The organism is Aquimarina acroporae (assembly GCF_023195925.1).
GTDB classification, from domain to species: Bacteria; Bacteroidota; Bacteroidia; order Flavobacteriales; family Flavobacteriaceae; genus Aquimarina; species Aquimarina acroporae.
This window is the reverse complement of sequence record NZ_JALPRE010000009.1, coordinates 217966-230626: the sequence shown is the minus strand read 5'-3', so window position 1 is coordinate 230626 and position 12661 is coordinate 217966. Positions and strand designations below refer to the sequence as shown.

Below are 12661 nucleotides of genomic sequence, written 5' to 3'. Positions count from 1 at the left end.
AACCTATTACAACCATATATTTGTGAGACAATAGATTAAAAATGAGAGTACCGCATATTATTTTTGTATTTACCATCACCTTATTCGTTGGTACTATTTATTCACAAAATAAAAAAGCAGATAGCCTCAAAAATATACTCAGGCAACACAAACTTAAAGACACCACTCATGTAAAACTGCTAAATTCTATTGGTTTTGAATACTGGATCACCGATGCAAACCAATCGATATCATTTGGCCAAAAAGCACTTAATTTGTCAGAAGAACTAAAATATCCTCTGGGTATAGCCAATTCAAATCGAGTTATTGGTGTGGCCTACTGGGCTCAAGGTAATACGAATAATGCGCTCAAATATCTTATAAAATCAAATCAAGAATTTACAAGAATTAATAATAAAGAGGGTATTGGGAATACCGTTCTAAATATAGGCATGGTCTATGCAGATCTTCGAGAATATGATGAAGCTCTCCAAAATTATAATCTTGCTATAGATTATTTTACCGCTTTGAACCTTACCAGTCGTATTGCTACTACTTTTACCAAAATAGGAACAGTTTATATAGAAAAAGGCCTTTGGGATGATGCCCATATCTATATCAATGACGCAATTGAACTACACAATCAGAACAATTTCATCTATGGTATTGCCGAAGCACATAACCGCCTAGGTATTCTTTACACTGAAAAAAAAGAATTTGCCCAGGCCAAATATCATATAGAACGGTCCATAGCAACAGGAAGACAAGTAGATGATAAAGATGGAATGACCGCAAATCTCATACAATACGGTAAATTATTACGCTTAGAAAATAACGTAGAAGCTGCCAGTATTCATTTAGAACTTGGTCTCAAAAGAGCCAAAGTAAGCAACCTAAAAAAATATGAATTATTGGCCTATGAGGAATTAAAAGAGTTAAGAAAACAACAAAATGATTATGTAGGAGCGCTTTCTTTTTATGATCAATACATTGCTTTGAAGGACTCAGTATTTAATACTGAAAAATCGAAACAAATTGCCTATTTAGAATTTGAAAATGAACTCGAAAAACAAAATCAAGAGTTACTATTCTTAAAGGAAAAAGAAAAATCAGATGCACTGATTAAATGGAGCTTACTGTTGGGGATATGCATTCTTATCACCAGTGGATTCTTTTTACTCAAAACGTTTCGACAACGATCAACTAAAAATCGAGAGTTATTAGAAAAAAGTAACGAATTATTACAAGCCAAAGCAGATCAAGCAAAACAAACTGCTGAAAATGCCTCATTAAAACAACAAGAATTAAAACAACAACTTACGTACAAAAACAAAGAACTTACCTCCTATGCCATAAATTTTGTGCAAAAAAACGAATTGTTGCAACAGCTTCATCACTTGGTTGCTAAAGCAAAAAAAGCTACTCCAAAAGAGAAAGAAAAGCTTATTAACGAGCTTCAAAAAACCATTAAATTAAATCTAAATATTAATAAAGATTGGGAAGATTTTAAAAGATTTTTCGAAGAAGTTCATGTTGGATTTTATTCAAAACTGAAGGAAAAACACCCCGATCTAAGTGCCAATGATTTAAAAGTTTGCTCATTAACACGCCTCAATTTAAACATTAAAGAAACCGCTAGTATTTTAGGTATATCACCAGAAAGTGCAAAAACTGCTCGATATAGGCTTCGTAAAAAATTAGAATTGTCTCCAGATCAAGAAATTTTCTCATATTTACTAGAATTGGAATCTAAACAATCATTTTTTTAAGTCTTCTATGAGTTACTCATCTTAAAAACCCAAAACTCGTAAAACACTTGCTTGCAACACCTTAAAAAGCATTGTCTACCTTAAATCTACTTTCAATTAACACTTAACTTTCTCTGGTCTACTTTAAATAAAATACTGCTCACCATAGGTATACCCAGTTTCTTTTCAAAAAGATCTCTCTCAAAATACTTTTGTCTCTGAAAACAAATAAAGTATAACATTTTAAACCAAGAGTGAAAATGAAAGAGATTTTAAACACATTACCAACTCCCTTAGAACTAGTACTAGACCCTATATCTTTAATAGTTCTGGGTATGTATGGGACACTAATGATATGGGAAGCACTTGCTCCCGCTCGTAAATTACCAAGCATAAAGTATTGGAAATTAAAAGGAATAATAGCATTTATTATTTTCTTCTATCTATCCTCTTACTTTCCCCTACTATGGGATGGATATTTAGCCAAATATCAGATTTTCGATCTTACAGGACTAGGCACTTTTTGGGGAGTAGTTGTTGGTGTATTAATTTATGAGACAGGATTATATTTATGGCACAGAACGATCCATAAAAGTGATACCTTATGGAAAGTCTTTCATCAAATGCATCATAGTGCAGAAAGAATTGACAGTTTCGGCGCCTTTTATTTCAGTCCGATGGATATGATTGGTTTTACTTTTCTAGGCAGTTTTTGTTTAGTACTTATCGCAGGATTTACCCCACAGGCAACTACGCTTATTATACTGGGGACTACTTTCTTAGCCATATTCCAACACAGCAACATTAAAACACCTAGTTGGTTAGGATATGTTATACAAAGGCCAGAAGCTCACGCTTATCATCACGCCAAGGGAATACATTCTAACAATTATTCTGATCTTCCTTTAATCGATATCATTTTTGGCACTTTTCATAATCCCAAAAAATACAGTCATGAAACTGGATTCTATATAGGAGGATCTAGTAAAATTAAAGATATGCTGCTATTTAAAGACATAAGTAAAGAAAAACATTAGAAGTTGATTTTGTAAATGTTGTCTCAGCTATTGATATTATTAAGAGCTGAGGCAGCTTTTAATAAAAACCTCAAAAATGAAAAAAAGTGTATTACATACCATTCACCAAAAGTTCCTAGTATCACGATCACTAATAAGTGCAATTGCTTACAGCGCACTATTATATTCTGTAACTCTGGGAAAAGAATCTGCCCTTACACCATTATTGTATTTGGAAATATACAATATGACGTTGCTTTATATCATTATAAACATGCTTTTGTTTGCCAAAGACATTATGCAGCCAGACCTCAACAGCCTATTATCAAAAGATCTGATCAATATCTTATTGAACATACTTTCATCTGCTATTTTAATCATCTCATTATTCGCTATAAGAAGTAATCTATCCACCCAAAGTACAGGTATTATACTCATAAAAGTTAACGCGCTTTTTATTACATGTATTTCTACCTATATATCGGTAAAAATTTCTTCAAAACCACAAATCTGCAAAAAATAAACCCATAATCAAAAGCCCTTAACACCTTCATGTCGTCAGAAACAGTCATTGTCAATGTGCAATTTAAATCTTCATTATCATTTGAATCGTTACAGGAGATTTCGCAAAAAAACATAAATGAATTAACAGATGTAAACGGCTTAATCATAAAGTACTATTACTTCAATCCTGAAACCAAAATTGTTGGAGGTACATATTTGTTCAAGAATCTAAAATTGGCCAGAAGTTACCTTAGGTATTTTTTCCTTAATGGAATCGGATTAAAATATGGTATTATTCCCGACACCCTCAAAATGGAAACGGGTATGATCCATCTCGAAATTAAAGGAAAACATATAAAAATTTCGAAGTAAAGATCATAATCCCAATTAGATATTCTACTTTTAATACCAAAATATATGGGATGACATTTTTTGACACATTAGATATTTTGGGTACGGCAGCTTTTGCCATATCTGGTGCCTTAAGTGCGATGAATCGAAAGCTTGATCTCTTCGGTATTTTTATTATCGCTTTTGTTACCTCTATCGGAGGAGGAACAGTAAGAGATATTCTTATTGGTAACACACCTGTTTCCTGGATGCAAAACACTTTAAATATTTATCTTATAGGTGGTATTACTATCTTATCTATCATCTTCAGAAATAAATTAGATTACCTAAAAAAATCTCTTTTCCTTTTCGATACTATTGGTTTGGGAATATTTACCATTATTGGTGTAGAAACAGGAATCAATGCCGGATTAGCACCAATAGTATCTATAGCTTTAGGCGCCATGACAGGTTGTTTTGGAGGCGTTATTAGAGACATTCTATGCAATGAAATTCCGGTAATTTTCAGAAAAGAAATTTATGCTACAGCCTCCATTGCAGGGGGAATATGTTTTATGATATTATATAGCTTAGATGTGAATCAAAACATCATATATACTTCTACTACTTTATTTATCATCACCATAAGATTATTAGTAGTATGGTACAAAGTTTCATTGCCTCTATTTACGGTTACTAATAATACTGATAAATAATTATGTTAGTTCACAAAATTTATGAGAAGGTTTTGGTACAGAAAAAGCGCCACAAATAATATGAGACGCTTTCTTCATTCACCAATAAGCTATATTTAAGGCATTACCACATCACTAATGATATGAATAACACCATTTTTAGCCATCACATCAGTTTTTACTATCTGACTATAATTTCCTTTCTGATCTTTTAACCAAATTTTACCATCTTTCTTTATCACTTTAAATTTAGCTCCATTAAGGGTAGTAAGTTCGGTCTTACCGTTTCCTTTTTTCAATGCATTAACCACATCTGTAGCTGCAATTTTTCCTGATACAACGTGATACGTTAGGATAGCGGTTAATTTTTCTTTATTTGCCGGTTCTAAAAGAGAATTAAGAGTTTTAGAATCGATCTTCCCAAAAGCATCATTGGTAGGTGCAAATACCGTAAATGGTCCTTCTCCTTTTAATGCTCCCACCAAATCAGCAGCTTTTAAAGCAGTAACCAATGTAGAAAAATCATCTACCGAAACTGCTACATCAACAATATCTTTTTTGGTTTTTTGTGCAGATACGGTTTGAACAATAAAAAATAAAACAAGAGTTGAGATAACGAAAATTGACTTTTTCATGATATTTATTTTAATAATTAAACTTTTTTTGCGCGCTTTTCATTATCATATACACAAGTTTGATAGGTTTGGATGAGGTTGGTTCATTTTTTTTTAAATTTGAATAATCACAAGTCATAAAATGCAAGACGATTTAGAACTCATTAAAAGATTACAGAACAAAGACAGCCATGCGCTTTCAAAGATTTATGATCTTTATTCTGGCGCTCTGTATGGAGTAATTCTTCGTATTTGCAAAAATGAAATTAAGGCTCAAGATATCTTACAAGAAGTATTTATGAAGATCTGGGAAAAAGCAGATACATATGATCCTTCGAAAGCTAAATTTTTTACCTGGGCCTATAGAATTGCCAAAAACCAAACGTTAAATTCGTTACGCAATTCAACAAAACTCATCCAAAATGAAGATTTAAGTGTATATGAAAGTAAAAGCGAGACAGAACCGCAAATAGACGTATTTGAAATTAATGGTTCTTTGAAGCAACTTGAACCTCATCATCAAAAAGCACTTGAGCTAGTTTATTTTAATGGCCTTACTCATCGGGAAGCACATCAGGAAATGGATGTACCTCTTGGAACATTTAAATCTTATATTAAGCAGGCTTTAAAAAAACTTAGAGAAGTATATCACAAAGAACTTCTGATTTTATGGTTAATTTTAGAAATGATGATATGATGGATAGGAATACGATAAAAGAAACGGGAATATTAGAGCAATATCTGCTTGGTGAACTCTCTGATGATCAACGTATCGAAGTTGAAAATCTGCTTAAAGAGGATCATGAATTGAGAGAATATTTTGGCACCATAGAAGATGATTTTGAAAAAATGGCTTTTGAAAATGCCGTTACCCCTCCTACTTTTATTAAAGAGAACATTATACAATCCATCTCTGGCTCGTCTAATGAGGCAAAAGATAATGTAATCCCTATTAAAAAAAGCACCAAATTACCCACATATTTAGCTGTAGCGGCAGGACTTTCTATTTTATTTATGGTAAGTTCGTTATGGTTTTATTTACAGTGGCAAAATTCGCAACAACAGCTTAAACTGGTACAAGACCAAACCGATGATCTTAAAGATCGAATAGATTTGTTGGAAAACAATTTCAATGAAACCAATAAATGGTATACTGCTATAAACAACTCAAATACCATTCAACTTGTTTTAAAAGGGAATGAAATCTCGCCAAACTCTTCGGCAATTACTTATGTTAATCATGAAGAAAAAAAGGTGATTCTTAATTCGCAAGGCCTGGCCAAATTAAATGATGATGAATCCTATCAAATGTGGGCAGATGTAAATGGAGAAATGATTGATATGGGGGTTATTCCTGCAGATCAAAATATGATCGTCATGAAATATATAGATGATGCAGAATCTATAAACATAACCATAGAACCTAAAGGTGGGAACGATCACCCTACCGTAGAACGATTAATTTCTAATGTCCTTCTTTGATAGTAATTCTCGTATATGAAGCCTGCTGTTATCATACCTGTTCTTCCTTCTTTAGATATTAAAAGAGATATTGCATGGTATGAAGAGAAAACAGGATTTACATTTTTGTTTGGAGATCATATGTATGCAGGAATTAGAAAAGATAATCTTACGATTCATCTTCAATGGCATGCCGACACCGAAGATGATCCATTATTAGGCGGTTCTGTAATCAAAATATTTGTAGAAGATATTCAACCAATTTTTGAGGATTTTGTAAATCGAGGTACCGTACCCAAAGACAAACTGAGACGACACACACCTTGGAACACCCATGAATTTGGATTTTATGATTTAAACAATAACGCCATCTTTTTTGTTCAAGATGTTGTTTAACTAAAACAAAATAACCATGAAAAAAATAGAATTAATCATAGTCTTGATGTTTCTGAATGTTACATTGTTAGCACAAGAAAACTCAGAAAAATATTTAGCGAAAGTACAATCGTTAGACAGTACTCTCGAAACGCTATATGGAGTTATTTCTGGTGAAAAAGGAGAAGAACGTGACTGGGAACTGTTTAGGTATTTATTTAAACCAGAAGCTAAATTAATTCCTTCGGTCAAAAACAAAAAAGGGAACTTTGAAGTAAAATACATGTCTCCCGAAGATTATATTGCTACCTCGGGAAAATGGTTATTCGAGAATGGTTTTTATGAAAAAGAAATTCACAGGGAAACAAATACTTTTGGTAATATCACGCAGGTTTTTAGTACCTATGAATCTTTTAAAAGCAAGACCGACACCAAACCTTTTATGAGAGGTATTAACAGCATTCAACTATTAAACGATGGAAAAAGATGGTGGGTCATTAATATCTATTGGACTCCTGAAACCGAAACGAATCCAATTCCTGAGCAGTACTTACCAAAACAATAACTTCAAAAAATTATGCACTTCAGGAAGGCCACAAAAAAGGATATATCGGATGTTGTAAAAATGTTGGCCGATGATGATTTGGGAGCAAAAAGGGAGAAATATTCTAACCCATTACCCCAGACCTATTTAGATGCTTTTGATGCAATCGATTCTGATCCTAATCAAGAGTTAATTGTAGTTGAGAATGATGACCAAGAAATTTTGGGTACGTTTCAGCTGTCATTCTTGCAATACCTCACCTACCAGGGTGGTGTGAGAGCTCAAATTGAAGCAGTTCGTATCAGAAAAGACCAACGTGGTAAAGGAATTGGTAAACAAATGTTTGAATGGGCTATAAACCGAGCGCAACAAAAAGGAGCGCATGTGCTTCAGCTCACTTCAAATAAAGAACGTCTAAAAGCAATCCTATTTTACAAAAATCTGGGTTTTGTAGACTCACATGAAGGAATGAAACTACACCTCTAGTCTTAATTTTATAATAACCTTAATAATCGATTAAGCGAATTATATCTATATTTCTTTACAATCAATCAAAAAAGCAAGCATGCTTAGAATTATAGTATTATTATTCGTTTTAACGTTTCAGGTATTTTACAGCCAACAAAATACTACTGTTACTCCTGTTATTCCCGAAATTATTTCTCAAATTCCAACAGTAAGAGATTTTACTTTATCCCCTTCTCAAGATGAGATTTATTTTACTGCACAAGGGTATTCTGGGGAGTTGTCGACCATAGTGAAAGTAGCAAAAAAAGATGGCCAGTGGTCTTCTCCTCAAGTAGCTTCATTTTCTGGTCAATACAGGGATTTAGAAGCTATGTTCTCTCCAGACGGGTTACGTCTATTTTTTGTTTCTGACAGACCCAATACATTTTCGTCTTCAGAAAAGAAAAATCATGATATCTGGTATGTCGAACGAAGCTCGTTAACTTCAAATTGGTCTGAGCCTAAAAACCTGGGAGCTCCAATTAATACCGAAGGTGATGAATTTTATCCTTCCATAGCAAAAAATGGAAATTTATACTTCACCAGTACCGCCGCTACCTCCAAAGGAAAGGATGACATATTCATGAGTGAATGGAAAAATGGAAAATATAACCAACCAAAATCACTTAGCGAAGCGATTAACTCTGTAGGTTATGAATATAATTCTTATATCGCTCCAGACGAATCTTTTCTCCTTTTTGGCGGTTATAAACGGAAAGATGGTTTAGGGAGTGGTGATCTTTATGTTTCATACAAAAACGAAGGAGGTAATTGGTCTACTGCCAAAAATTTGTCAAATGAAATTAATTCTGATAAAATGGATTATTGCCCATTTTATGATATAAAAACAAATACCTTGTATTTTACAAGTAGACGAACTGCTATTCAACCAGATACGACAAAATCAAAAAGCCTAAAAGAGATTTTAAATATTATGAATTCTTACCAGAACGGACTTAGTAGAATTTACAGTACGTCGATAAAATTGCAATAACGTACTATTTTAACAGTAAGTTATCTACTTTTTATGAATAAAGGATGATTCTAATTCGTATTTTTGCGCGAAATTTAGAATCCCTAAATGAGAGTTGTTTTCTCCATAGTACTTTTTTTAACTTTTGCGATACGACCTGCGATGGAAATTAGTACAATAATGTATTATCAATTAAATATCGATTACATTGTTGAAAAGTACTGTGTGAATAAAGAGCGCCCCAGTCTAAACTGTAATGGTAAATGCTATTTAATGAGTCAAATGAAGGCTAAAAAGCAACCTTCAAAAGAGAAAACAGACACCATTATTATTACAGAAGCATTTATACCACTTTTCTTTCAAGATCAAAGTATACAAATAAAAAGTACCAACTCTTATGCTGTAGAACAGGATAAAAATTGGACAACAATACCGCTTTATTTAGAAAATTTCCCAAAAGATATAGATCATCCTCCCGAGGACTTCCTTTCCTGATATCGAATAATTTAATTCAGCATTGAATAGGTGTTTTTATGCTTGTCACCTTTGCTGTTTAAAAACATCAAATCTTTTAACGTAAAAAGATGATTATGTCCTCTGCAATTTTTAACGCAACAGGATAATCTCACAATTAATAATATATCATGAAAAAATATATTTATATCCTATGTATTGGGATAACTCAACTTGTATCTGCACAAGAAGATAAATGGTCTGGATCAAGACCAGATGGTCATGCTCCTATTTCTGTAATGGGAGATCACACACATGGAAAAGGAGAAGTTATGTTTTCCTATCGATATATGTTTATGAACATGGAAGACCTAAATCGAGGTAGTGAAAATGTCGAATTTTCTAATGCACTAATACCCAACGATATCTATATGGTTACTCCTACTCAAATGCCCATGAATATGCATATGCTAGGGGCAATGTACGCACCAAGTGATAAAGTTACCCTTATGGTAATGGTGAACTACTTAAGTTCAGAAATGGATCATATTACCGCTATGGGAGGTCAGTTTACCACAGAATCTTCGGGGTTTGGTGATACCAAAGTATCTGCAATGTATAAGTTCTTCAATAAAAACAAACAACAACTACATGGGCAGATAGGTATTTCAATTCCTACCGGAAGTATAGATGAAATGGATGTCACACCAGCATCTTCACCTAACGAAGTAATTCTTCCCTACCCAATGCAAATCGGAAGTGGAACCTGGGATCCAGAATTGGCACTCACTTATTTAAAACAATGGAACACTTTTTCTTTTGGTACTCAAGCAAGAACAACATTGCGAATTGGAGAGAATGATAATGAATATCGTCTAGGGAACAAATACAGCCTTAACAATTGGCTTGCTATTAAAGCAACAGATTGGTTGAGTGTATCTGGACGATTCGAGTTGGGTGCTATTGATAAAATAGAGGGAGTTAACCCAGCCTTGAATCCAATGATGGTAATTACAGCAGACACTTCAAATTCAGGAATGACCTATGCCAATGCGGGTATCGGTTTCAACTTGTATGTCTTTAAGGGAAGTTTTAAAAACTTACGATTGGGAGCAGAAGCTGCTCTGCCTGTTTTTCAGAATATGAATGGTGTACAACTTCGTAATAAAGAAACCATCACACTAGGGCTGCAATATGCGCTTTAATAGAAAAAAATAACTTAAAAACATTGAATAGCCTAGTATAGAGGTCTATCAACATATACCAAAATGAAAAATATATTAATTTATATTACATTCCTGGCATTAGGAACTTATGCTTATGCTCAGGAATCTAATCCTAAAAAAGTAACCGATACAATTGTTTCTGAAGAAATGCTTGATGAAGTAATTGTTACCTCTGCAAGTCGAGAGATACAAAAACGAAGTGAAGTGCCAGGTTCGATTTCTTCACTAAACGCTCAAACCATCAAAGAAACAAAAGCTTTTGGTATTGATCAGTTGGTCAATCAAGTAGCTGGAGTTTACATGTCTACTTCAAGAGCTGCTAGTAATGAACAACATTTTATGGCTGTGCGATCACCAATATCGACCAAAGCCTTATTCCTTTACCTTGAAGATGGTTTACAAATTAGACCTACTTCGGTATTTAATCACAATGCACTTTTAGAAATGAATGATATCTCATACAAACGTGTTGAGGTATTAAAAGGTCCGGCTTCAAGTATCTATGGAAGTGAATCTATTGGAGGAAGTTTTAATTTTATCACCAAAAATCCGACCAAAGAATTAAGTGGAAGCGTAGGTTTTCAAACCAACGATATTGGCTTAATGCGCTATGAATTTGAAGTTTCTGATCATACTAGTGATAAACTAGGATTCTATCTCGGTGGACAACATGTATTGAGGCAAGATGGTCCTATAGAACATAGTGATTATGAAAAAACAGCGATCACCTTTAAAACGGTATATGACATTACCGATAAAACCATTTGGACAACGGTTTTAGATCTTGTTGATTATCGATCAGACATGACGGGATCGCTTAGTACAGAAGACTATAGCAACGGTAATTTTGAGAGTGATCAAACCTTTACCGAAAGAGACGCAGTAGCGTTTCGAGTACGAAGTACATTCAACACACAATGGAATGACAATCACAAAACCACATTCAATGCGATTTTTAGAGATAATCGCATGGATCAAAACCCATCTTATAGAATTCGACAATTTAGAAATCAAGGACAACTTACTGGTTTCGGATCAGGAGAAATAAACTCTAATCAATTTAGGAGTTATGTTGGATTAATTCAGCACAAGATGAATATAAACTTTGCGAATTCGTCATTGATTGTAGGTACTACTGCAGACTACTCTCCACAGAAATATGTGGCAGAAACTATAGATGTCATTGTCGATCCCGAAACGGGAAGAAATACCGATTTTAATATCAATTCTGGAGATTTTATTCTTTATTACGACGCCAATATTTTTAATTATGCAGGGTTTTTCCAATATGAGATATCCCCATTAGATGCACTTAAAGTAACTGCTGCACTTCGTTATGATGGGTTCGAGTATGATTATGATAACCTTATTGAAAGTGGTGCAGGCGTAGACGATGCTGTCGATAATTTTAATAATCTTACTCCAAAATTAGGTATCAATTATAACTTCAATTCAAGATCTGGTATTTATGCCAATTATTCTCAAGGGTTTACCCCTCCCCAGGTTTCTACACTATATCGTAACCGAAACGAACTAAGAGGTATTAAGCCTAGCCGATACCATAATTATGAAATCGGAGGATACTTAGCGTCTTCTTCCAAAATAAAAGTTGATGCGGCCATTTACCTTTTAGAAGGTGAAAATACTTTAATTACCTTAAGAGATGAGAATGACATTTTTTTCAACACCAACGCTGGTAAGACCCAGTCTTATGGAGTAGAATACGGTATAACTTGGTCCCCGATTAAAGAAATATCTGTTACTCATAATGGTAGTTATGCCATGCACCGGTATGTAGAATTTTTTGATGGCGGGGTAGATTATTCCGATACAGATCGAGAAACTGCTCCTAACTTAATAGGTACATCTCTAATCACGTATCGTAAAGATGTAAATGCAGATCTTGGATTTAGCTTCACTGCAGAACATGAAATGGTGGGAGAATATAATACTAGTTTTGAAGGACAGGTAGACAATGAAGATGGAACTTTTGACACCGCAACCTATGATGGTCATAACATTTTTAACCTAAGAGCGACAATTGCATATAAAGGTTTCGAATTATGGGGGCATGCCCTTAATGTTTTTGACGAGTTGTATGCCGCGCGAGCTTCCTTTAATAGGTTTAGAGGAGAGAATAGTTTTACTATTGGTAACCCCAGGGCTTTTCATATGGGGATGAGGTATAATTTTTAATCTTTTATGATCTCACAGGTCGAAACGTACCTGTGAGATC

The 12661-nt window shown here is 33.9% G+C and carries 15 protein-coding genes; 14 read left to right on the top strand and 1 reads right to left on the bottom strand.

Annotated features, from left to right (window positions below; translation table 11 throughout):
- The first annotated feature begins 41 nt into the window (after positions 1–41).
- The 5 genes from M0D21_RS14865 to M0D21_RS14845 all read left to right on the top strand — a co-directional run bounded on the left by M0D21_RS14865 (position 42) and on the right by M0D21_RS14845 (position 4293).
- Positions 42–1748 (top strand): tetratricopeptide repeat protein, encoded by a 1707-nt coding sequence (locus tag M0D21_RS14865; RefSeq protein ID WP_248330891.1) that lies wholly within the window; start codon positions 42–44, stop codon positions 1746–1748.
- 239 nt (positions 1749–1987) lie between these two features.
- Complete coding sequence (locus M0D21_RS14860; RefSeq protein WP_248330889.1) at positions 1988–2764, top strand: sterol desaturase family protein; 777 nt, start codon at positions 1988–1990, stop codon at positions 2762–2764.
- Positions 2765–2840: 76 nt separating this feature from the next.
- The gene (locus M0D21_RS14855; RefSeq protein ID WP_248330887.1) at positions 2841–3266 is read left to right on the top strand and encodes a hypothetical protein; all 426 of its coding nucleotides are present in this window, start codon (positions 2841–2843) and stop codon (positions 3264–3266) included.
- Between the two features lie 29 nt (positions 3267–3295).
- The gene (locus M0D21_RS14850; RefSeq protein WP_248330885.1) at positions 3296–3619 is read left to right on the top strand and encodes a YdhR family protein; all 324 of its coding nucleotides are present in this window, start codon (positions 3296–3298) and stop codon (positions 3617–3619) included.
- A 50-nt stretch (positions 3620–3669) separates the two neighbouring features.
- Complete coding sequence (locus M0D21_RS14845) at positions 3670–4293, top strand: trimeric intracellular cation channel family protein (protein WP_248330883.1); 624 nt, start codon at positions 3670–3672, stop codon at positions 4291–4293.
- A 95-nt stretch (positions 4294–4388) separates the two neighbouring features.
- Here the strand turns inward: M0D21_RS14845 and M0D21_RS14840 are convergent, their stop codons facing one another.
- Positions 4389–4907, bottom strand: a complete 519-nt coding sequence (locus M0D21_RS14840; protein ID WP_248330881.1) for a fasciclin domain-containing protein — start codon at positions 4905–4907, stop codon at positions 4389–4391.
- Positions 4908–5028: 121 nt separating this feature from the next.
- Between M0D21_RS14840 and M0D21_RS14835 the strand changes: the two genes are divergently transcribed.
- The 9 genes from M0D21_RS14835 (at position 5029) to M0D21_RS14795 (ending at position 12621) form a co-directional block, all read left to right on the top strand.
- Entirely contained in the window at positions 5029–5583 is a 555-nt protein-coding gene (locus tag M0D21_RS14835; protein ID WP_248330879.1) for an RNA polymerase sigma factor, read from the top strand.
- Positions 5556–6368: an anti-sigma factor gene (locus M0D21_RS14830; protein WP_248330877.1), complete on the top strand. Its 813-nt coding sequence runs from the start codon at positions 5556–5558 to the stop codon at positions 6366–6368. The genes M0D21_RS14835 and M0D21_RS14830 overlap by 28 nt, the downstream gene beginning before the upstream one ends.
- Before the next feature lie 15 nt (positions 6369–6383).
- A complete protein-coding gene (locus M0D21_RS14825; protein ID WP_248330875.1) occupies positions 6384–6743 on the top strand; it encodes a VOC family protein in 360 nt (119 codons plus the stop codon).
- Between the two features lie 16 nt (positions 6744–6759).
- Positions 6760–7287 (top strand): hypothetical protein, encoded by a 528-nt coding sequence (locus tag M0D21_RS14820; protein WP_248330873.1) that lies wholly within the window; start codon positions 6760–6762, stop codon positions 7285–7287.
- 12 nt (positions 7288–7299) lie between these two features.
- Complete coding sequence (locus M0D21_RS14815; protein WP_248330871.1) at positions 7300–7752, top strand: GNAT family N-acetyltransferase; 453 nt, start codon at positions 7300–7302, stop codon at positions 7750–7752.
- 79 nt (positions 7753–7831) lie between these two features.
- Complete coding sequence (locus M0D21_RS14810; RefSeq protein WP_248330869.1) at positions 7832–8767, top strand: TolB-like translocation protein; 936 nt, start codon at positions 7832–7834, stop codon at positions 8765–8767.
- Between the two features lie 141 nt (positions 8768–8908).
- Positions 8909–9241, top strand: coding sequence for a hypothetical protein (locus tag M0D21_RS14805; protein ID WP_248330867.1), 333 nt, complete (start codon positions 8909–8911; stop codon positions 9239–9241).
- Positions 9242–9390: 149 nt separating this feature from the next.
- The gene (locus M0D21_RS14800) at positions 9391–10404 is read left to right on the top strand and encodes a transporter (protein ID WP_248330865.1); all 1014 of its coding nucleotides are present in this window, start codon (positions 9391–9393) and stop codon (positions 10402–10404) included.
- A gap of 63 nt (positions 10405–10467) precedes the next feature.
- Entirely contained in the window at positions 10468–12621 is a 2154-nt protein-coding gene (locus M0D21_RS14795; protein ID WP_248330863.1) for a TonB-dependent receptor domain-containing protein, read from the top strand.
- Positions 12622–12661: the final 40 nt, after the last annotated feature.